The organism is Streptomyces sp. NPDC029151, assembly GCF_055564315.1.
The window spans coordinates 1,202,960-1,223,286 of sequence record NZ_JBVHWQ010000001.1 but is presented as its reverse complement, the minus strand read 5'-3'; the positions used below and the strand labels follow the sequence as shown (position 1 = coordinate 1,223,286).

Genomic DNA, 20,327 nt, shown 5'->3' with positions numbered 1-20,327 from the left:
GGTTCGTGGGGCGTCTTGAGCGGCGGTGCGTCAGTCGAGCGGGATCTCGGCGCGCCAGTCGTGTTCCTCCGACCAGGCGGGCTGGGCGCTCTTCTCCAGCAGGAAGTTGCCGAGCGCGAGCATGTCGATGTTGGTGCGCATGAAGCAGGTGTAGGCGTCGTGCGGGGTGTTCACGATGGGCTCGCCGCGCACGTTGAAGGAGGTGTTGACCAGCACCGGGCAGCCGGTGCGGGCCTTGAAGGCGGTCAGCAGCCGGTGGTAGGCGGGGTTGCTGTGCTCGGTGACCGTCTGCACCCGGGCCGAGTGGTCGACGTGGGTGACGGCGGGGATGGTCGAGCGGTGCACCTTCAGCAGGTCCAGGCCGTTGGCGCCGGCGCTGTCGGCGTCGAGCCGCTGCGCCGCCGCGACCTGCGACACCACGAGCATGTACGGGCTCTCCTGCGGCAGGTCGAAGTACTCGGTGGCGTCGGGGGCCAGCACCGCGGGCGCGAACGGGCGGAACGACTCACGGAACTTGATCTTGAGGTTCATGGTGGACTGCATGTCCGGGTTGCGCGGGTCGCCGATGATCGAGCGGGCGCCCAGGGCGCGCGGCCCGAACTCCATGCGGTCCTGGAACCAGCCGACGATCTTCCCCTCGGCCAGTCCCTCGGCGACCTCCTTGGCCAGCGTCTCGGGGTCCAGCCGCTGGTGCGGGATGCCGTGCGACTCCAGGTAGGCGGCGATCTCCTCGTCGTCGTAGCCGGGGCCGAGGAGCGAGCCGCTCATCGCGTCGCGTCCGGTGGCGGGGTGGTCGCGGCGCACCCCGCGCTCCATGGCGACGGCCTGGGCCGCGCCGAGCGCACCGCCGGCGTCACCGGCGGCCGGCTGGATCCACACCTCGTCGAAGATCCCCGCGTCGATGATCTTGCCGTTGGCGACGCAGTTGAGGGCGACACCGCCCGCCAGGCACAGCGTGGACTCGCCGGTGCGTTCCCGTGCGGTCCGCGCCAGCCGCAGGACGACCTCCTCGGTGACCGCCTGCACCGAGGCCGCGAGGTCGAACTCGCGCTCGGTGAGCTGCCCCTCGGGGGCCCGCCGGGGTCCGCCGAACAGCTTCTCGAAGCCCCGGCCGGTCATCACCTGGCCGCGCAGGTACTCGAAGTACCGCATGTCCAGGCGGAAGGAGCCGTCCGGCTTGATGTCGATGAGGTGCTCGCGGATGAGGTCGGCGTAGCGGGGCTTGCCGTAGGGGGCGAGGCCCATCAGCTTGTACTCGCCGGAGTCGACCTTGAACCCGCAGAAGTAGGTGAACGCCGAGTACAGCAGGCCCAGCGAGTGCGGGAACCGCAGTTCCGCGAGCGGGGTCACCTCGGTGCCGCGGCCGTGCCACAGGGTGGTCGTGGCCCATTCGCCGACGCCGTCGATGCACAGGACGGCCGCGGACTCGTAGGGGCTCGGGAAGAAGGCCGACACGGCGTGCGACTCGTGGTGCCGGCGCACGGACAGCTCCGGCACCCGGCCCAGGTCCAGCCCCTCCAGTTCGGCGCGCACCCGGTCGGCGGTGCGCAGCTTGCCGCCGGCGCCGAGCCAGGACGGCAGGGTGTCGCGGAAGGAGGCGAAGCCGGTCGGGGCGGCACCGAGGAAGGTGGCCAGCACCCGGCGGAACTTCAGCCGGGGGTCCTCGTAGTAGGCGACGGCGGACACGTCGTCCAGCGTCACGCCCGCCTCGTCGAGGCAGTAGCGGACGGCCGCCGCGGGGAAGGAGGGGTCGTGCCGTCGCCTGCTGAAACGTTCCTCTTGAGCGGCCGCGACCGGCACGCCGTCGGCGATCAGCGCCGCGGCGCTGTCGTGGTAGAAGGCCGACACTCCCAGGATCAGGTCAGACACCGCTGTGTTCCTCCACGGAATCGGGGGCGGGATGGGTTGCTTGCGACCGGGCGCGGGGCCTCGGGGTGGCACGGGGACTCGGGATGGCACGAGGCCTTGGGGCGGCGGGGGTTTCGGGGCTGCGCGAGGTTCCGGGGCTGCGCGGGGTCACCGGGGTGGCGCGGGATGCCGGGGGTGGCGCGGGGCTCATCCCCGCCGGCCCGCGAGCCGTCCGCGGCGGGCGGCGAGCCGGGCGCCCACGCCGCTCGGCGGGTTCAGCGAGCGGTACCCCGTCCGCACTCGCTGCCAGGTCTCCGCACGGCCGCCGGGACCAGGGGTGTCGGGCAGGGCGGCCATCAGGGTGTCCACCGCGTCCGCGGCCCACGCGGAGTGACCGGTGGCGACGTTGTCGATGGTGTTGTGGATGTCGACGAAGCGCGTGCTGAAGCCGTACGCCTTCAGCGCCAGCCGGGCCCTGCGGTAGGTGCCGCCGACCCCCGACAGCTCCATCGCCAGGTTCAGCCCCAGCACCTCCGGCAGGAACGTCCTGGGGAACCTGCCGACGCACAGCCAGTACACCGGCAGTTCGAAGGACTCGTCCCGGAAGCCGTGCCAGCGGGCGAACTCCGGCGAGGCGGTGGGCGGCAGGTCGACGCCCATCTCCTTGAGCACGTCCCGGTAGATGAGCGGATGGTTCAACCGCGGCTCGCCGTTGCCGAGTTCGTCCCAGTACGTCTCGAACAGCGAGTGCCCGATCTCCGAGGACGCCTGCTCGTAGTCGGTGAACCCCTGCAGCCAGCTGCCGTCGATCAGGGTCAGCGGCGCCGTCTGCACGGTGTCGTCCACCACGGCCTCCCGCGAGGGCAGCGGGACCTCCGCGTTCTGCTCGAACTCCGCCCCGTGCCGGTCGTGCCGCTCCTGCAGCCAGGGGCGCAGCCCCTCCCGGCCCCAGCGCGCCGGCAACGGCATCGTCCGCTCGTCCATGCCGTGCGCCGACCTGGCCAGCCAGCCGGCGACGTAGCTCTTCGCCCAGGAGCGCAGCTCCGGGGTGTCGGCGCGGCGCATCAGCAGGTGGTAGGCCTCGCGTACGGAGGACGGGGCGCGGCCCGGGGCACGGTGGCCGGCGCGGAGGGCGGCGGCCACCTTCGCGGGGGCGGCCGGTGCGACCGGCGTGGCGGTCCGGCTCCCTGCGGGCTCCTCCTGCGGGGCAGTCGCCGGCAGGGAGTCGATCCACCGCCGGATGACGTTCAGGTCCTCCGGCGAGAACACCCGGAACATGGGCCCGCGTTCGCCGACCAGCCCCTTCACCAGCGCACTGGCGGAGGACCGCCCCGGCTTGACGAGCTTGCTGCGGGCCAGGACGTCCAGCAGCGGACCCGCGTCGGTACGGCACTCGGCGAGCCAGCGGGCGAGGGGCTTGCCCTCCAGCTGGAACTGGTGGTGGTAGACGGCGCCCTCGCGGGAACGCTGCCGCATCAGCTCCGCCATGTCGAAGGCGGGGTCACCGGCCGCGACCAGCTCCGCGTACAGCGCCTCGGACCACTCGACGAGCGCGCCCAGCGTCCCGGCGAAGCCCCGCCGCACCGCCTCGGCGGCCCGGTCGCCCTCCTCGGCGACCAGCTCGTCGACCAGGGCCCGGCACTGCCGGTCCGGCCGCTCCGCCTCGGCCCGCCGCGGCGCCGAGGGATCCACCGCGTCCCAGTCGCACTCGGCCGGCCGGGCCCGTCTGACCATCGTCAGCGCCGGCAGCAGACCGACCGTGCGCAGGCACAGGTCCGCGCCGAGCAGCTCGCCGCAGAACTCGTCCGGCCGCCTGCTCATCGCCAGCAGCAGGCCGGGCAGCACGAACGCGGACTCGGGCACCCGCTGGTCGCCGGTGAGCCGGGCCGCCGGGACCGCGTGCTCGGCGAGCCGCAGCCGGCGCAGCAGCTCCAGGAAGGCGCTGCCACGGGAGGCGTGCGGATGTCCGGCGCCCACGTCGTCGGCGTACAGCGCGAGGATCCGCAGCACCACCGGGACCTCGAAGTCACCCGGAGCGCTCAGCCACTGCAGCCAGGCGCCGGAGACGAGGGCGAGCGGGGCGCAGCCGAGCACGGCCCGGCGCACCAGCACCTCCTCGTGTCCGGCGGGCCGGCCCTCCTGGTGCCCGGCGTCGAGCAGGCCCGTGAACCGCTTGCCCTCGGCCGCCGCCCAGTCGGCGGCCCGCACCACGAGGTCGTCGAGCGGGCCGTCCTCGACGGCCGGCCGGCGCAGCGCGGCGCGCGCCTCCTCGACGAATCCGCCGTCCGGCACCGAGGCCTCGGGGTCGGCGGCGTACGCGTACACGGCCCGGGCGGGGCCGATGTCGTCGTACATCCTTCTCCTTTCGAAAGACCTGTCTGCCGGCGAATTCGCTCAGAACATCGGGTAGATGGACGCGTCGTTCTTACGGTTGGCGCGCTTCTTGCGCCGGAACAGCAGGTCTGCGAGCTTGCGCAGCAAAGACATGGGGAAACGCCTTCTTTCGCGGGAAAAGGAGAGTCAGGAAAGGCCGAGGGTCTCGGCGAGAATGCGGGCCACCAGGTCGTAGCCGTGGTCGGTGTAGTGCGCCCGGTCCACGTAGACCCAGTCCCGCTCGGTGACCGCCTCGGCGACGACCGGGTTGAGGTCGACGTAGCGGATACCGAGCTTCTCGCAGCCGGCCTGGAGCTTGTCGGAGAAGGCGCGGGCGACCTCCCTGCGGGAGATGTCGCCGTACAGGGCCTCCCACGTGCCCAGCTTGGAGATGCGGTCGATCTCGTCGAAGAGCAGCTGCTCCTGCGGCGCGTGCCGGTCCCGCATCCACAGCGCCATCGGCTGCAGCACGTACGTCAGCCGGGCCGACGGCCCGGCCAGCCGGCGCCAGCTGTCCAGATGGCGCAGGGTCAGCTCGGCGGCGGAGTCGATGACCGCGGGGATGTCGCGGCGGACGTCGTCATGGGTGGAGATGGTGCGCCGGCGCTCGGCGCGGCGGCCGAGGAGCTTGCCGCCGGAGGCCTTGCGGTTGTTCTCGCGCAGCTCCTCCATCGCGTCGTAGTACTCACCGCAGAACCAGAACGCGCCGTGGTCGCCCTGCTGCCACTCGGGCAGCCTGCCGACGGTGAGGTCGTTGAGCCCGGAGAAGACGACGATCTCCTCGATCTCGGGCAGCAGATGACGGTAGAGGGTGAACAGCAGCAGTTCCTGCGTGGAGTTGTAGCAGCGGCCGCCGAAGTTGAGCCACGGCGCGGACGGCGCGTGCTTGCGCCACAGCTGCGAGGCGAGCGTGGTGGCGTCGCTGGTGGCGCCGATGCCGAGCACGGTGGAGCTGCCCGAGATCAGCCGCACCGGCCCGGCGGGCATCTGTCCGGCCGCGGAGGCCGTCTCCCCGTTCGGGCCGTGCGAGATCCGGAAGCCCGCCCGGTCGGTGTTGATGACGGAGGAGCGGTAGTCGGCGCGGTGGAAGTACATCAGGTAGGGCAGGTAGCGGGCCTCGCCGCGGTCGTCGAACCGCGTGTACTCCTGCATCTGCGGGGTCAGTTCGTCACGGTGGAGCTTCACGTTCGGGGCACTCCTCGGCTTTCGCGGATGAGGCGGATGAAGGCGGATGAAGGCGGATCGGGGAGGGAGAAGAGGGGCTCAGGGGCGCAGCAGGGGGCCCCGGTGCAGCTTGTGCTGGGCCGCCTGGGCCAGCGGGCGGACCACGAGGCGGTCCACGTTGACGTGCTGGGGCAGCCCGACCGCCAGCGCGACGCACTCGGCGACGTCGTCCGCGGTGAGCGGGTGGTCCACGTTCTCGTAGACCGCCGCGGCCCGCTCGGCGTCGCCGCGCATCCGGTTGAGGGCGAACTCCTCGGTCCTGACCATCCCGGGCGCCACCTCGACGACCCGGACGGGCTCGCCGCACAGCTCCAGCCGGAGCGTCTCGCTGAGCGCGCGCTCGGCGTACTTGGCCGCGCAGTAGCCGCCGCCGCCCTCGTACGCGGTGAAGGCCGCGGTGGAGGTCACGGTGACGACGGTGCCGCCCCGGCCGGCGCGCAGCAGCGGCAGCAGGGCCTGGGTCACGCGCAGGGTGCCCAGCACGTTCACGGAGTACATCCGCTCCCAGTCCGCCGGGTCCGCCTCGGCCACGGACTCCGCGCCCAGGGCGCCGCCCGCGTTGTTCACCAGGACGTCGCAGGAGTCGAGTCCGGCGGCGAAGCGGCGTACGGCCTCGTCGTCGGTCACGTCGAGTGCGTACGGTCGGGCACCGGTCTCCTCGGCGAGCCGCCGCAGCCGCTCCGTGCGCCGCGCGACGGCCACCACCTCGAAACCGTCCTTCGCCAGCCGCCGCGCGGTCGCCGCGCCTATTCCGCTGCTCGCCCCGGTCACCACGGCCTTTCCGGCCACCGGCGCCACCGCCTTTCTCTCGTCCCGCATTCGATGCGGCCGAGGATTCCCCGGCTTTTCCGGAGATTTCCCTCGGACGTTTTCCTCGTGCGGTGAAAGCTTTGCCGCTCGGCGACGTCTGTTGAACCCCGCACATTGTTCGGGAACCGGCAATGCGGGAACCCGCAGGGCGGACAAAAGAACGGCCCGGGCGCGGGGCCCGGGCCGTCGGGGGGCGGAGCGCGGCGGCTCCTGGGAAGGGGTGGAGCGCGGTCGCTCCGGGAGGGTGGGGCGCCCTCAGTCCTGCCGCACCGGTGCGGGTTCCCCCGCACCCCGGTAGGTGAACCAGGGCAGGAAGAACTGGGTGACCGGTCCGACCAGCAGGGCGTACAGCAGGGTGCCGGCACCGACGGTGCCGCCGAGGAGCCAGCCCGCGACGAGCACGGCGGCCTCCAGCAGGGTGCGGACCATCCGGATGGAACCCCCGGTCAGCGAGGACGTGCCGGTCATCAGACCGTCCCGGGGGCCCGGACCGAGACGCGCGCCGACGTAGACCGCGACGGAGAACCCGTTGAGCAGGATGCCCGCCGCCAGCAGGCAGATCCGGCCCGGCAGGCCCAGGTCCGCCGGGATGAGGAAGAGACCCAGGTCCGAGGCGCAGGCGAGCACGAGGACGTTGGCGAACGTGCCCAGGGTCGGCCTCTGCCGCAGCGGGATCCAGGTGAGCAGGACCAGGACGCCCACCAAGGCGCTGAGGGTGCCGAAGCTCAGCGAGGTGTGGTGTTGCAGGCCCTCGTACAGCACGCTCCACGGGTTGACCCCCAGGGCCGCCCTGACCAGCACGGACATGCTCAGCCCGTACAGCGCCAGCCCGGCGAGGAGCTGGGTCAGCCGGCGGGCCGGACGCTCGGTCAGCGGCAGGTAGGTGAGGGGCGGCACGGTCCGCGCGCTCCCCGCCCCACCGCGCTCCCGGGAGATGAGTGCCGTGCTCGTGTGTCCCATGTCCGTCCGCCCTCCGGTTCCGCGGCGTTCCTTGCCACCCGGGCGATTCTGTAAGGTCATTGCCCGGAACTCGATGACCAATTCCCGGAGAGTGGTATGCCCGCAGCCCCCTGGTCCGGGCCGGTGGTCCGGTGAGCCACGTGGAACGGACCGTCAGTGGCCGGCAACTGGCCGGGCTGCTCCCGGACCTGACGGGGCTGCGCCCCGCGTACCGCCATCTGTCCGAGGCCATCAGCGCCCTGATCCTCGACGGCCGGGTGGCCCTGCACGCCCGGCTGCCCGCCGAGCGGGAACTGGCCACCGCGCTCGGCGTCAGCCGGCCCACCGTCACCTCGGCGTACGACCTGCTGCGCGTCCACGGCTTCGCGCACAGCCGGCAGGGCTCCGGCACCTGGACGGCCCTGCCCAGGGAGACCGTGCCCAGCAGGGTCACGCGGGCCCTGCCCGCTCCCGACACGGCCATCGACCTCGCCCGTGCGGCGCCCGGTCTGCCGCCGCACGTCCTGGACGACGCCCTCGCCCGCGTGGCGCCCTCGCTGGCCCGGCACAGCCGGAGCCCGGGGTACGACCCGTTCGGGCTGCCGGAACTCCGGGCGACGATCGCCGAGCGGTACACCCGGCGGGGTCTGCCGACCCTCCCCGAGCAGATCCTGGTCACCTCCGGCGCCCAGCACGCGCTCACCCTGGTCCTCGGCCTGCTGGCCGCCCCCGGCGACCGGGTGATGGTGGAGAACCCGTCCTATCCGAACGCCCTGGACGCCGTCCGCCGGGCCCACCTGCGCGCCGTGGCCGTCCCGGTGTCGGACGACGGCTGGGACGTGGAGATCACCGAGTCGGCACTGCGCCAGGCGGTGCCCCACCTGGCCTTCCTCATCCCGGACTTCCACAACCCGACCGGCCTGCTCATGCCCGACGAGGTACGCGGCCGGGTGCTGACCGCCGCGCACCGGGCCGGCACCTGGCTCGTCGTCGACGAGACGCTCACCGACCTGGCCCTCGACGTCCCGGTACCCGCGCCGTTCGCCTGCCGGGCCACGCCCGAGGCGGCGAGCAGGGTGATCACCGTCGGCTCGATGAGCAAGAGCCACTGGGGCGGCCTGCGCATCGGCTGGCTGCGCGCGACCTCCCAGCTCGTCACGGAACTCGCCGCGCAGCGCATCGCCACCGACCTCGGCGGTTCCGTGCTGGACCAGTTGCTCGCCCAGGTCCTCCTCGAACGCGCGGCGGAACTCCTCCCCACCCACAGGGAGCGGTTGCGGACCCAGCGCACGGCCCTGACCGAGGCGCTGACGGAGCACTTCCCGCGCTGGACCTGGCGGCTGCCGCCCGGCGGTCTGTCCCTCTGGGTCGACCTGGGGGAGCCCGTCGCGGCCGAACTGGCCGAGCGCACCCTCGCCTACGGTGTGCGGATCGAGGGCGGCGGACTCTTCGCCGCCGACCCCGGCGTCTTCGCGGGCCGGCTCCGGATCCCGTACACCCTGCCGCCGGAGGTCCTGCGCGAGGCCGTGCAGCGAATGGCCTCCGCGGTGGCCGACGGCCTGCCCCCGACCCCGGCCCGCCGCCGCACCCGGTGGATCGCCTGAGGCGGTGTGGGTGTGCGGGGCGGGTCGCCTGAGGTGTCCTCGGCGTCCCCCTCGGGGTGCGCCGAGGTCCTGTGCGTGTGCGTGGTGGTCCGCCTGAGGTCGCGTCGGCGGAACCGGTGGGCTGCCCGGGGGCCGTCCGGGTGCGCGGTGGTTCGCCTGAGGCCTCGCCGGTGTGCGCGGCGGGTTGTCCGGGGGCCGCACGACGTGCAAACACCCTGCACACAAGCAGAGTTGATCACCGCGACGCCCGTCGGTCCGGTGTGCTGGACGCACCGCCCCGCGCCGCGGGGCACCCGTCCACCGGAGGCACACCATGGCAACCCACCCCGCTGTTGCATCTCCCGCGGCCGCCGACCCGACGACCGTCCCGGTCCGCTCCGCACGCGACGTCGTGCCGGCCGACCTGTGGGACAAGCAGGTCGGGCTCCTCATGCGGGACTACCCCTACGACTCGGTCATGGCCGCCCGAGTCCTCGGCCAGGGCTACGCCTACCTGCTGACCGCGATGAACCACCGGGGCCGGTCGCTGGGGCCGGCGCCCAGCGAGCTCGTCGACATCGGCGTCCACACGGTCATCCTGGACACCGTCGCGTACGCCGAACTGTGCGAGAAGTACAACGCCGGACAGTTCCTGCACCATGTGCCCAAGGTGGACATGAAGAACGACGGTTCCGTGTTGAAGACGGCCCACCTCGTCGCCGCCGACGGCTGGGAGATCGACCTGCCGCTGTGGACGGACGCCGCCGACTGCGGCCCCTGCCACCCCGGCAACGACTCGCACTGACCACCCCGCAACGGCGAGCTCTCCGGCCCCCGGCCACACCAGGGGCCCGAGAGCACGCCCGGGGGAGATTTCGGCGAACCGGCCCGCGGCCCGCTCCCGGCCGCCAGGATGATCCGGGTGACCACCAGCACCGCAGACCTCTGGCACCACTACGGCCGCACCCGCGCCACCAGTGACCGCACCGTTCCCGCCACCTTCTCCTGGAGCTGGGGCCAGGACACCGGACCCGGCCCTGAGGTCCTCGGCGACCTGACCGGCCGCTGTGTGGGCGACCTCGGCGCCGGCACCGCCCGGCACGCAGCACACCTGGCGGTCCGCCACCAGCCCGCCGAGGTCACCGCCATCGACGCCTCGCCCGCCCAGCACGCCATGGCAACCGATCTCTACGCCCACCTCGCCCCCCGCCTGCGCATCGTGCGGGCCAACGCCGCGTCCCACCTGCGGGCGATGCCCCGCGCTTACGACGCGCTGTACAGCGTCTTCGGCGCCGTGGACTTCACCGACCCCCGCGAGTTGCTGCCTGTGGCGGCAACCTCCCTCAAGCCGGGCGGGCGTCTGGTGTTCGCGACCCTCGCCCACTACCTGAGCGGGGCGCCCGCCCAGCCCGATGCCGTGGCTGCCGACATCCCGGCAAAGACACCGGACGGCGAAGCCACCACGATGCGCCGCTGGGTCCTGCAGGAGCATGTGTGGACCAAGCTGCTCGACCAGGCCGGATTCACCGACATCACCATCGACGTGCTCCCTGCCACCGACAGCGGACCGCGCACCGCCGACACCCTGCTGGTGAGCGCATACCACCCGTCCTGGAACAGGACACAGTCTCGCTGCGTCGCCGGGCGGGACAAGCCGCCCGGCACCGCCGGTGAGGAAGGTGAAGAGAGCCCCGCGTGACGCGTGCTACGCGGAGGCCGGGGTCGCCGCCGGAGCGGGCTCGTCGCGGTCCGTGGCCGGGCGCAGCAGGTGCACCCGGGGTTCACCGCCGTACGAACCGGTGTACCGGCTCGCGTCCGGGCCGTCCGTCGTGGTGAACAGTTCCATCCGGAGCGGGGCGGCCGGGCCGCCCTCGTCGGCCGTCTCCGGGTACGACAGCAGGATCGCCGGATCGGCCAGGAGGGGCCCGCCCAGGACCAGGTCGGCACTGTCGTCGCCCCGGTACGGACGGACCGTCTGGGACGGCACCGGACGGAAGCCGAGCCGGGTCTTGAACGCGAACAGCCCGGCCTCCACCACGTGCCCGTACAGGTTGGGGTCGTTGCCGAGGCTGACCTGCCCGAAGCCCAGCTCGCGGGCGTGCCCGATCGCCGCCATGTACAGCACCCGGGCCAGGCTGTGCGACCGGGACCGCTCGTCCACCGCCGAGAACCGCAGCCGTACCAGGTCCGCCTCGGGCAGCCGCTGGCTCAGACAGGCACCGACCAGCGTGCCCGCCTGCCGGGCGCAGACGGCGTAGAGATCGGCGAAGGCCTCCCTCAGCTGGTCGCGCTGCTGCACCGCGGCGGGCATCGCCTGACGCATGCGGGCCAGCTGCCGCTCGTACAGGCCGAGGAACTCCTCCAGCAGCGCCTCCGTCAGGGGCAGCACCTCCACCCGCAGGTCCGACGCTTCGGCGTGACGGCGGGCCGCCTGGACGCTCTGCCGTTCCTTGCGGTGCAGGCCGCGCAGGAACTCCTCCTCGGTGGCCCGGGTGTCGGCGACCCAGGTCAGCCAGCTGGGCTTGGGCAGGAACCCGGCCTGGCGCAGGGCCGGCCGGTCCGCCGCGGGCGGGTCGCCGACGCGGACGACCGCGACCCGCCCCCGCCAGGTCTCCCAGTCGGTTCCCAGCGCCTCCTGGACGCTGACGACGGCCACGGGGAGCCCGTGGGTGTCTTCGATCTGCATGGTGGGCCTCCGGATCAGTCGGCGGTGTCGCCGGGCGCCGCCGCCAGGGTGCGGTGGCCGAGCAGGCGTCTGCGCGAGAGGACGAGGAGCACGGTCAGGTAGAGGGCCTCCACCCCCGCGCAGAAGGCCAGGGCCGTCCCCACCCCGTCCTTCAGCAGGTAGGACGCGCCGGCCAGCGTGGGCGCGGCGAGCCCGGAGGCCACGAAGAGCCGCAGCGAGGCGACCCGGCCCAGGACGTGGGCGGGCGAGCGGAGTTGCAGCGCCGTCATGAGCAGGGTCTGCGACGAACCGGCCGCGAGACCCACCGCCACCACGCAGCCCACGGTCCCGGCCACGCCCACGTCCCGGGTCAGCACCAGGAACGCGGCCAGGAGCACGGCCATGGACAGCACCACCAGGCGCAGCGTCCGTGCCGGGGACTGCGAGCGCCAGGGCAGCAGACCGGAGAGCATCACCCCGGCCGGCAGCGCGGAGTTCACCACGGCGAGGGTGAGCGTGCTGCCGCCGAAGCGGTCGTCGACCAGCGGGACGATGATCAGGGTGAACAGGTACACGGCGACGTAGTCGCCGGAGCACAGCAGGATGTGCGTGATCAGCCCGCGCTGCGCCCGCAGTTCGCGCAGCACCCCCGTCCGGGCCCGGGCCGCCGCGCCGCCCCCGGCGCCCCGCGCCGACAGGTCGGGCAGCGTGCCCAGGATGAGCGCCGCGGCGCCGAAGGACACCGCGAGCACGCAGAAGCCCCAGACCGGCTGCAGGTACAGCAGCAGGGTGCCGGCCGGGGTGCCGAGCAGCGTGCCCGCCTGGAAGGCCGCGTTGATCTTGGCGTTCAGCGCGGCGAGCCGCTCCTTCCCGGCCAGTTGCGGAGCCAGGGTGAACATCGCCGCCCGGTAGAAGGCCTGGACGACGCTGACCAGCGCCGCCCCGCAGATCAGCGGGACCACGGGGGAGTCCAGCCGGGACACCACCGCCTCCAGGCCGATGGCGGCACAGGCCGCGGCCTCGCTGAGCACGGCGAGCCTGCGCGCGCCGAGCCGGTCCACGACGTACCCCGCCACCAGCTGCACGACGGCGGCGATGGCGAAGTTGGAGACGAGGATGAGGGCGAAGTTCGACGCGCTGCCCGTGAGCCGGTACAGCACCGCGGCGACCAGGGCGTTGTTGCCGGCCAGGGCGATGTTGACGAAGAGCACCGCCGTCGGCACCTTCACCATGACGGTGCGCGGCCCCGGCAGGGTGCGGTCCGCGCCGGCCCGGACGCTCGTGCCGCTCATCCGGTCACCTCCACGACGACGTCACGGGCGGCGGCGAGAGCCGCGTTGAGCGCGAGGTTGGCGGACCCGGCCCGGGTGCGGATCTGGCCGACGGCCCCGCGGTAGTCCCCGGCGGCGCGGACCTCGTCGCCCGGGGCCGCGCTGTGCACCACCTGGACGACGTACGGGCCGTCGCCGGCCTCGGCGAGCCCGTGGACCCGGCTCAGCCGGCCGGCCCGGGGGGCGTAGACGGTGACCGTGCTGGAGTGGGTCCCGTTGTGCCCCGGGTCGGCGACGGGCCGTCCGAGGGCGGCCGAGCACAGCAGCTCCGGCACCGGCACGGTCAGACAGTCGTTCATCATCAGGGAGAGCAGCCCCCCGCCCGTGCGGGCGTTGACCTCCACGACGACGGCCTCGTCACCGTCGGTGAGGATGAACTCGGTGTGCAGCATGCCCTGGGCGATCCCGGTGGCGGCCACCAGGGTCTCGACCGCCGCCCGCATCCGGGCCTCCGCCCGCTCGGGCACCCGCACCGGGAAGGTGTACGACACCTCGCAGAACGCCGGGCGCGGACCCAACTGCCGGTCGGTCACCCCGAGATGACGGCACCGCCCGTCCGTGACCAGCGTCTCCAGGCTGTACAGCGGCCCGTCGACGTACTCCTCGGCCATCAGCTCGCCGTCGAGGTAGAGGTTCCCGGCCGTCAGGGTGCCGTACGCCGCCACGGCCTCCTGCGGGGTCCGGCACAGCAGCACGTCGAGGCTGCCGGTGCCGCGGGCGTTCTTCAGGACGACCGGACGGCCGGTGTCCTCGGCGAACGCCCGGAGTTCGTCCGCCGTGGGCGCCTCGGCCCAGCGCGGTGAGGGGATGCCCAGCTTCTCGTACAGCTCGCGGGCGCGCCGCTTGTCCCGGAAGGTGCGGACGGCCTCGACGGGGGCGAAGGGCGCGCCGATCGCCTCGGCGAGCGCGGCGGCGAAGAGCAGGTGGCGGTCGGTCGCGCAGACCACTCCGGGCCGGCCGGACCCGGTGTGCTCCCGTGCCGCGTCGAGCAGTTCGGCGGGGACCGCCTCGCCCTCGGTCGTGCCCACGACGTACAGCCGGCCGCTCCCGGCGAGCCCGGGCAGCACCTCCGCGCCCACCGCCCCGCGGTACTTGGCCGGGTCGGTGGTGACCAGGGCGGCGTCGATGCCCTGGGCCACCGCCCAGGCGAGGGCGCTCAGCCCGCTGCCGGTGAGCGGCGCTTCCACAAAGAAGATCATTCGGGGGTTCCTCGGCCTGACGCGGTGACGGTCCCGGTGGACCGTGCGGGAAGGGGGGTCGGCGCCGGGTGCTCGTAGGCGCCCAGCACCCGGTCGCTCAGCAGCCCCAGCGAGCTGAGGTTGGCGAAGCCCGGGCCCTGGGCCAGGCCCGCGAGGCCCGGGATGTGCAGCCGGGGCCGCAGTCCGCGCAGGGCCAGCGAGGCGTCCACCTCCCGGGCCAGGGCCGCCTCGTCCCGGAGGGAGACACCGAGACCGGCCTCCACCTCGCCGGTGGAGGCCTCGTCCAGCAGGGCGGTCAGCCGGTGCAGGGGGGAGCCGCCGGTGCAGTTGACCACGAGGTCGTAGTCGCCGCGCAGCACCTCGCCCGGCTGGTCGACGGTCACCCGGATCCGGCCCGACGCCCCCGGACCCACGTACCGGATCCGGCCCAGCACGAAGGAGACGCCCCGGGCCCGGGACAGCTCCTCCAGCGCCCGCGGGGAGATCACCCCGCGGTCGGTGCGGGAGATGAAGTCCCGCCGGTCCCGCTCCGGGAGCTGCGGCCAGGCGGCCGTCTGCGGATCGGAGTAGACCCGGTCCTCCACGAACGACTCGGCCCGGGAACGCGGCAGGTACGGGGAGACGATGGACACCGAGACGTCCTCGCCGAAGGTGTCGGCGACGTACAGCGCGTACGACGCCGCGCTCTCCCCGGCGCCGACCACGCAGATCCGGCTGCCGGGGCGCAGCGAGAAGGAGCGGAGGAGGTCGCGCGGGCCGGCCGGGGTCAGCAGCCGGTCGGTCACCAGCGGGTGGTGTGGCAGGGTGCCGGGCACGGCGTGACCGGTGAGGACGAGCCCGTCGAACGGTGCCTCCCGCCGGGGCGCGCCCTGGGCGCGGTGTTCCAGCACCCAGCCGTCCGGCCGGTACCCCAGGCCGGTGACCTCCGCGCGCCGGATGCGCACCCCGGTCACCGCCCTGGTCAGCACCCACTTGAGGTAGTCGGCGAACTGCCGGTGGGTGGGGGACGGCAGACCGGCGTCGATCCACTGCTGGTAGGACCCGGTGTCGATCAGGTGGCTCTGCCAGGAGAACGCCTGCATCCGGGCGTCGACCTCCTTGCCGTGCGCCCCGAACCGGACCGTACTGCGGTACGGGAAGCCGACGTCCTTCTCGGCGCGCGTGCCCAGCCGCTCGGTGCCGCTGGTCCAGCCGGCCCGACCGGTCCAGTGGGCGGCGATCTCGTCGCGCTCGTAGATGCACAACTCCAGTGAGATAAGCCCGAGTTCGTTGAGGACGTGGGCCTTCGCGGCGAGGGCGGCCGCCTTGGGGCCGGCCCCGACGACCGCGACGCGTGCGCGCGGCGCGCTCACGCCGGGTCCTCCGTGCCGAGCGACAGGGCGAGGTGGTGGCAGTCGAAGTGGAAGCCGTTGCGCAGGTACGCCCGGTGCGCGGCGTGCCGCTGGTGGCCGGTGTCGAGGTGGAACTCCTCGCAGCCCTCCTCGCGCGCGATGTCCTTTAGGGCGCCGAGCAGGCGGCTGCCGACGCCGGTGCCCCGGGCCCCCTCGTCCACGATCAGGTCGTCCAGGTAGAGGATCCGGCCCCACGCCATCGTGTGCAGCACACGGAACCCGGCGGCGCCGAGCACGGTGCCCCCGTGCTCCGCGTACACGATCCGGTAGCCCTCCGGGCGCTGCCGCGCCCACCGCGCGAGGAACTCCTCCTCACCGGTGAGGTGCGGACGCAGCTGGACGAAGAGGGGCCAGCACCGGCGGACGGACTCCTCGTCGCTCGCGAAGCGGACGTCGGCGGGCATGAACACACTCCTGATCGGCGGAAGAAGGGGCAGGGGGCGGGGCGAAGCGGTCAGTCCAGGCAGACCGTCAGGCAGAGGCCGATGCTGTTCATGGCCTCCCCGAGCACGGTGATGCCGCACTCGGCGCACAGGTCGGCCAACGCCTGCGGGGTGAAGGACTGGGACTGGAAGGCGTCCCCCGAGCGGAAGACGACACCCCCGTAGGGGCCTGGGTGTTCCTCCAGCGGGCTGATGCCGCACGCGGTGTAGTAGTCCCGGCGCAGGTCCGTGGCCGCGTCGAAGGCGTGGAACACGGACAGCACCGCGATCCCGCCGGCCTGCCGCAGACCCCTGAGCAGCGCCTCGGGGGACGGGAAGTTGCCCAGGAGGTTGAACGGGAGCAGCAGCAGGGGCCGGCCGCCGTCCAGCTCGCCGGCCCAGTCGGCGCACCGCATGGCGTCCCCCACCACGGCCCGGGCCCGGTCGTGCAGCCCCTCGTCCGCGATACGGCGGCGGACCCGTTCCACGGCGGCCGCGTTGACGTCGATGCCCAGGTAGTCGACGCCCGCGGCCCGGGCCACCTCCAGGGACCGGCCGTCGTAGCAGCCGAGTTCGACCAGGGTCGCGCACCCGTACCGGGAGGCCGCCCGGTGCACCGCGAGGCTCTCCATCTGGAGGAAGGCCAGGAGGCCGTCGGGGAAGTGCGCGGCCCGCATGATGGCGGAGGCCCCGTGCTGCTGGTAGAACACCACGTTGCCCGGACCGGTCCCGGTTCCCTCGCCCGGTGCCTTGAGGCTCGCAGAGGTCACGCCGCGCCTCCCTGTCGGCACGCGAGGACCGCCTGGGCCGCGTGCGTGGCCGTTCCCGCCGCGAGGCGTACGCCGGACCCGTGCAGCCCGGTCACCGCGAACACGCCGTCGGCGGCGGAGAACCGGAGCAGACGCGGGGTGGCGTCGGGGGTGTAGGTGTCGGCGAAGACCCGGCCGCGGGTCACCTCCCAGGCGCCCGGTCCGACGACCGCGTCGAGGAAGGCGGCGGCCCGGGCGAGGACGTCCGCGGGCAGCGGACGCTCCTCGGGCGGCACGTCCCACACGTCGTGCTTCACACTCATCGCGTACGCGCCACCGGACACCGGGAAGAGGAAGATGCCGTCCTCGGCCGAGCCGACGCCGTACCGGGCGGCGGCCGGCCCCGAGAGGGCGACCCGCAGCCCGTACACCCGCTTGGTACGGACCCCTGCGTCCGGCGAGGCCGCTGCGGCCGCGGACCCGGGCACGGGCGCACACCCGGACCCGAGCGCGGACAGCAGCGGCGATCCCGGCAGCCAGGGCCCCAGGGCCAGCACGCACTGCCCGGCGCGCCACTCCCCGCCGTCGGCGGTGACCGCCCGTACGCCGCCGTCCGTGGCGGGCGCCAGCTCCGTCACGCACCGGCCCTCGGCCAGGCGGACGGACGGCCGCGCGGCCAGCCGCTCCACCAGCGCGGCGGTCAGCAGCCCCGGGTCGATGACATGGGCCTCCCCGGCGAGCGCGGTCGTCCCGGCCGGCAGCCGCCACGCCCCGTCGGCCGGCCCGGCCACCGGGCGGGCCGGGGTGACCAGCGTCTCCTCCAGATGGGCGGCGGCCTCGCGGCTGCGCACCAGCCAGGCGAAGGGCAGCGGGGTGCGGGGGCCGGGGGCCGGCGCACCGGCCTGGAACTCCTTCCACCACTGCCGGCCGGCCTCGACCAGCTCGCGGTGGAACGGCGTGTGGGCGTACGGGATGTCGACGGCGCCCGCGTACCCGGTCGCACCGCTTCCCCAGCCGTGTTGTTCCAGCACGGTGACGCGCAGCGCCGGGTCGTGCCGGGTCAGCACCTCCGCCAGGGTCAGGCCGACCACGCCCCCGCCGACCACCAGGACGTCCTGGTCGTTCACAGCTTCTTCCACCACATGCTGAGCACCACGAGGTCCTCGGAACCGTCGTTGGTGATGGTGTGCTCCGAGTGCGGCGGCGCGACCACACGGGAGCCGGGGATCAACCCGATGCGCTCGCCGTCGACCAGGCAGTACCCGGCGCCGGACTGGACCGCCCAGGTCTCCTCGCTGGCGTGCCGGTGCGGCTCGGTGGTGGTCCCGGGCGTCACCTTGAACACCATGGCCCCGTAGGCCAGCCCGTCCTGTTCGGTCTCGATCTCGCCGGATATCACGACGTCCACGGGTTGCAGTCCTTTCACTTGTGCAGGGAGGCCGGCAGACACGCGTTCAGCTGGCTGCGCGTGAGGGTGCGCAGCCGGGGCATGCCGCCCCGGGGCGTCACGTGCGGCGGGCCGTCCGTCAGCGCCGCCACGTTCGGGGCGCCGGACTGCCCCGCCGCCTCCCACACCCGCTGCGCCGTCGCGGGCATCACCGGTGCCGCGAGCAGGGCGAAGCCGAGCAGCCAGGCCGCCGCCGCCTCGGGGGTCGCGGTGAGGGCCGGAGCGCAGTCGAGCCACTGCTCCACGCAGGACCAGGCGGCCGCCAGGTGGAAGGTGTCCGGGTCGAGCATCCCGGTCTGGTGGCCGAGGATGCGGGTCAGTGCCGCCACGACCTCCGGGGAGGGCGCGGTGGCGCCGTCCGCCGGAAGGCGTTCGGCCGCCGCCGCCAGCGCGTCGCCCACCCGGGCCCCGACCTCGTTGTGGAAGGACAGGAACTCGTCGGCCTGGAACGCCGACCGGGTGAACTCCGGGTTGCGGAAGCACAGGTAGGCGCGGGTGAGGTCGGACTCCGCCTGCCCCAGGGAGACGATGTCGCCGCCCCAGATGACGTGCCCGCGGCTGGTGGAGAACTTGCTGCCCTCCAGGTCGTAGAAGTAGTTCACCAGCAGCGAGTCCACCGGCTTGTACGTCTTCTGGCCCAGGCCGCAGCCGACGGCGCCGACCATGAACGGGATCGCGTTGTCGATGCCGAAGGAGATGACCGTACGCACCCCGGAATCGCGCTGGAACGGGTTCCGTCCGGAGCCGGTGATCTCCTTGTAGCGCTCGCCGGCCACCAGGTGGCAGCCGATCAGCAGCGCCGAGTAGGAGAAGATCACCTGCCCGGGCGAGACGCCGTCCTCCTCCCACGGGATGCCCCACCGGCTGGGCACGGTGAGCCGGATGGAGGCGCCGTTCACCGCCATGTACCGGTCGGCGATCGCCAGGAAGTCGGGGCGCTTGCAGATCGCGGCGAGCGCCTCCCGCAGCCGCTCCGGGCCGCCGGGCAGGTCGAGGTACAGGGAGGCGATGTCGTCGAGGCGCAGCTCCCCCTCGAAGTGCGCGGTCGCCGGGTCGATCATCTGCGACGGCGAGAAGTGGCCGCCGCAGGACTCGCAGAAGAAACCGACCAGCGGCTGCGCGCAGTGCGGGCACCGGCCCTTCAGCCAGCCGCTCACCACGGCCTCGTCCACCCGGGGCCGCAGCGAGGTGCTGTGCGCGCCGGCCGCCTCGGAGTCGAGCACCGGCATGGGCTCGGTGCGCACCGCCGTGCTGCCCGACTCCACGATCTCGGTCAGGAAGTCCCGGTTCACCTCGGTGTACCGCTGCGCCCAGGCCTCGTCCAGCGGGTTGAGCAGATCGTCGTAGGCGATGTCGAGGGCCGCCAGGTCATTCCGGATGAGGTGGTGGTTCCGGTTCGCGACCTCCTCCGGGGTGACGCCGTCCTGGTGCGCGCGGACCAGGACGTGCGACTCGTGCGCGTCGCTGACGGAGATCATGGTCGCCCGGCCGCCGCCGCGCAGGACGTGCCGGCGCAGCACGTCCATTTTCAGCAGCGGCCCCGCGATGTGCCCTAGGTGCGCCCGCCCGTTGGGCACGAGGCACACCGGTGTCAGGAAGAATTCTTGGCCTTCGAGAGAGAGGGGACCCATAGTCGGCTGCCTCGATGTTCGTGTCGGAGGATTCAGAGGATGGACGTACAGAGGGACTGGTCGGACCCGGCGCGGTCCAGCAGCGGCCTGGCCCGCAGCACGAGGGCCGCCCGGCCCGACGCGCCGTACAGGACCGGACCGTCGCCCGCCCGGTCCGCGGGGGCGACGCCCTCGGGAGCCCGGCGGGTGAGGCCGAACACGCCTTCGCAGAAGGCCGCGTAGGGGCCGAGGAGGTCCGCCGGCATGCCGAGCACGACCCGGTGGAGCGCCTCCGGGCGAGCGGCGGAGGGCGCCGGCTCCGGGTACGGGATCCAGGTACGGCCGGCGGGCAGGGCGTGGCGCCCGGGCGCGGGCTCGGGCAGCAGCGTGTGCACGACGTCGCCGGGCCCGGAGACGACGGGCGCCCCCTGCGGACCGTGCGTGACCGTCGCGCCGTACGCCCGCGCCGCCTCCACGGTCGCGGTGACGTCGGCGCAGGTGACGGCGACGTCGGCGACACCCTCGCCGTTGCGGGCCAGGAACCCGCGCGTCGCCCAGCCGGAGGTGATCACCAACTGGGCCTCGCCGCGGCGCAGCAGCGCCGAACTCCGGTCGACCTCCACGCAGTCCGCGACCTGGACGAAGCCACGCGTGGCGACGTAGTGGCGGACCGCGGAGATCTTGTCCCGGGTGTACAGCTCGACGTGCGCTATGTCTCGCACCGTCATGGGGTGTT

Annotated in this window: 18 protein-coding genes; 3 read left to right on the top strand and 15 right to left on the bottom strand. The window is 73.6% G+C overall.

The features are described 5' to 3' along the window. Window positions 1-30 precede the first annotated feature (30 nt). The 5 genes from ACZ4VF_RS04900 to yczE all read right to left on the bottom strand — a co-directional run bounded on the left by ACZ4VF_RS04900 (window position 31) and on the right by yczE (window position 7,215). Window positions 31-1,869 (bottom strand): carbamoyltransferase family protein, encoded by a 1,839-nt coding sequence (locus ACZ4VF_RS04900; protein WP_467923203.1) that lies wholly within the window; start codon window positions 1,867-1,869, stop codon window positions 31-33. A 186-nt stretch (window positions 1,870-2,055) separates the two neighbouring features. Then, entirely contained in the window at window positions 2,056-4,203 is a 2,148-nt protein-coding gene (locus ACZ4VF_RS04895) for an iron-containing redox enzyme family protein (RefSeq protein ID WP_467923202.1), read from the bottom strand. A gap of 165 nt (window positions 4,204-4,368) precedes the next feature. Beyond that, the gene (locus ACZ4VF_RS04890) at window positions 4,369-5,406 is read right to left on the bottom strand and encodes an Inducer of phenazine A (RefSeq protein WP_467923201.1); all 1,038 of its coding nucleotides are present in this window, start codon (window positions 5,404-5,406) and stop codon (window positions 4,369-4,371) included. 78 nt (window positions 5,407-5,484) lie between these two features. Beyond that, window positions 5,485-6,264 carry an SDR family oxidoreductase gene (locus tag ACZ4VF_RS04885; RefSeq protein WP_467923200.1) on the bottom strand — a complete coding sequence of 260 codons (780 nt, stop codon included), beginning with the start codon at window positions 6,262-6,264 and terminating at the stop codon, window positions 5,485-5,487. A 246-nt stretch (window positions 6,265-6,510) separates the two neighbouring features. Further along, complete coding sequence (gene yczE / locus ACZ4VF_RS04880; RefSeq protein WP_467923199.1) at window positions 6,511-7,215, bottom strand: membrane protein YczE; 705 nt, start codon at window positions 7,213-7,215, stop codon at window positions 6,511-6,513. A 140-nt stretch (window positions 7,216-7,355) separates the two neighbouring features. Between yczE and yczR the strand changes: the two genes are divergently transcribed. The 3 genes from yczR (at window position 7,356) to ACZ4VF_RS04865 (ending at window position 10,476) form a co-directional block, all read left to right on the top strand. After that, entirely contained in the window at window positions 7,356-8,798 is a 1,443-nt protein-coding gene (gene yczR / locus ACZ4VF_RS04875; RefSeq protein ID WP_467923198.1) for a MocR-like transcription factor YczR, read from the top strand. 313 nt (window positions 8,799-9,111) lie between these two features. Further along, a complete protein-coding gene (locus ACZ4VF_RS04870; RefSeq protein WP_467923197.1) occupies window positions 9,112-9,582 on the top strand; it encodes a glycine-rich domain-containing protein in 471 nt (156 codons plus the stop codon). Between the two features lie 108 nt (window positions 9,583-9,690). Further along, entirely contained in the window at window positions 9,691-10,476 is a 786-nt protein-coding gene (locus ACZ4VF_RS04865; RefSeq protein WP_467923196.1) for a class I SAM-dependent methyltransferase, read from the top strand. 6 nt (window positions 10,477-10,482) lie between these two features. On the opposite strand, the gene ACZ4VF_RS04860 is transcribed toward ACZ4VF_RS04865, so the two are convergent. Genes ACZ4VF_RS04860 through ACZ4VF_RS04815 form a run of 10 tightly spaced genes read right to left on the bottom strand, consistent with a single transcriptional unit; the run spans window position 10,483 to window position 20,319 of the window. After that, complete coding sequence (locus ACZ4VF_RS04860; RefSeq protein ID WP_467923195.1) at window positions 10,483-11,463, bottom strand: GNAT family N-acetyltransferase; 981 nt, start codon at window positions 11,461-11,463, stop codon at window positions 10,483-10,485. Window positions 11,464-11,477: 14 nt separating this feature from the next. Continuing rightward, a complete protein-coding gene (locus ACZ4VF_RS04855) occupies window positions 11,478-12,734 on the bottom strand; it encodes an MFS transporter (RefSeq protein WP_467923194.1) in 1,257 nt (418 codons plus the stop codon). Continuing rightward, window positions 12,731-13,972: an ATP-grasp domain-containing protein gene (locus tag ACZ4VF_RS04850; RefSeq protein ID WP_467923193.1), complete on the bottom strand. Its 1,242-nt coding sequence runs from the start codon at window positions 13,970-13,972 to the stop codon at window positions 12,731-12,733. Before ACZ4VF_RS04850 ends, ACZ4VF_RS04855 begins: the two co-directional genes overlap by 4 nt. Next, window positions 13,969-15,324 carry a SidA/IucD/PvdA family monooxygenase gene (locus ACZ4VF_RS04845; protein ID WP_467923192.1) on the bottom strand — a complete coding sequence of 452 codons (1,356 nt, stop codon included), beginning with the start codon at window positions 15,322-15,324 and terminating at the stop codon, window positions 13,969-13,971. The genes ACZ4VF_RS04850 and ACZ4VF_RS04845 overlap by 4 nt, the downstream gene beginning before the upstream one ends. Then, complete coding sequence (locus ACZ4VF_RS04840) at window positions 15,321-15,767, bottom strand: GNAT family N-acetyltransferase (protein ID WP_467923191.1); 447 nt, start codon at window positions 15,765-15,767, stop codon at window positions 15,321-15,323. Before ACZ4VF_RS04840 ends, ACZ4VF_RS04845 begins: the two co-directional genes overlap by 4 nt. Before the next feature lie 50 nt (window positions 15,768-15,817). After that, window positions 15,818-16,555, bottom strand: a complete 738-nt coding sequence (locus ACZ4VF_RS04835) for a class I SAM-dependent methyltransferase (protein ID WP_467923190.1) — start codon at window positions 16,553-16,555, stop codon at window positions 15,818-15,820. Continuing rightward, window positions 16,552-17,661, bottom strand: coding sequence for an NAD(P)/FAD-dependent oxidoreductase (locus ACZ4VF_RS04830; protein WP_467923189.1), 1,110 nt, complete (start codon window positions 17,659-17,661; stop codon window positions 16,552-16,554). The genes ACZ4VF_RS04835 and ACZ4VF_RS04830 overlap by 4 nt, the downstream gene beginning before the upstream one ends. Further along, window positions 17,658-17,942, bottom strand: coding sequence for a cupin domain-containing protein (locus ACZ4VF_RS04825; protein ID WP_467923188.1), 285 nt, complete (start codon window positions 17,940-17,942; stop codon window positions 17,658-17,660). Before ACZ4VF_RS04825 ends, ACZ4VF_RS04830 begins: the two co-directional genes overlap by 4 nt. Window positions 17,943-17,956: 14 nt before the next feature. Continuing rightward, complete coding sequence (locus tag ACZ4VF_RS04820) at window positions 17,957-19,612, bottom strand: class I tRNA ligase family protein (protein ID WP_467923187.1); 1,656 nt, start codon at window positions 19,610-19,612, stop codon at window positions 17,957-17,959. Window positions 19,613-19,644: 32 nt separating this feature from the next. Next, entirely contained in the window at window positions 19,645-20,319 is a 675-nt protein-coding gene (locus tag ACZ4VF_RS04815; RefSeq protein ID WP_467923186.1) for a VOC family protein, read from the bottom strand. Window positions 20,320-20,327 lie beyond the last annotated feature (8 nt).

Excerpts from the sequence above, each read along its gene's own strand:
- ACZ4VF_RS04895 (WP_467923202.1), bottom strand. The coding sequence starts at position 4,203 with ATGTACGACGACATCGGCCCCGCCCGGGCCGTGTACGCGTACGCCGCC.
- ACZ4VF_RS04885 (WP_467923200.1), bottom strand. The coding sequence starts at position 6,264 with ATGCGGGACGAGAGAAAGGCGGTGGCGCCGGTGGCCGGAAAGGCCGTG.
- yczE (WP_467923199.1), bottom strand. The coding sequence starts at position 7,215 with ATGGGACACACGAGCACGGCACTCATCTCCCGGGAGCGCGGTGGGGCG.
- ACZ4VF_RS04870 (WP_467923197.1), top strand. The coding sequence starts at position 9,112 with ATGGCAACCCACCCCGCTGTTGCATCTCCCGCGGCCGCCGACCCGACG.
- ACZ4VF_RS04865 (WP_467923196.1), top strand. The coding sequence starts at position 9,691 with ATGATCCGGGTGACCACCAGCACCGCAGACCTCTGGCACCACTACGGC.
- ACZ4VF_RS04860 (WP_467923195.1), bottom strand. The coding sequence starts at position 11,463 with ATGCAGATCGAAGACACCCACGGGCTCCCCGTGGCCGTCGTCAGCGTC.
- ACZ4VF_RS04855 (WP_467923194.1), bottom strand. The coding sequence starts at position 12,734 with ATGAGCGGCACGAGCGTCCGGGCCGGCGCGGACCGCACCCTGCCGGGG.
- ACZ4VF_RS04850 (WP_467923193.1), bottom strand. The coding sequence starts at position 13,972 with ATGATCTTCTTTGTGGAAGCGCCGCTCACCGGCAGCGGGCTGAGCGCC.
- ACZ4VF_RS04840 (WP_467923191.1), bottom strand. The coding sequence starts at position 15,767 with ATGCCCGCCGACGTCCGCTTCGCGAGCGACGAGGAGTCCGTCCGCCGG.
- ACZ4VF_RS04820 (WP_467923187.1), bottom strand. The coding sequence starts at position 19,612 with ATGGGTCCCCTCTCTCTCGAAGGCCAAGAATTCTTCCTGACACCGGTG.
- ACZ4VF_RS04815 (WP_467923186.1), bottom strand. The coding sequence starts at position 20,319 with ATGACGGTGCGAGACATAGCGCACGTCGAGCTGTACACCCGGGACAAG.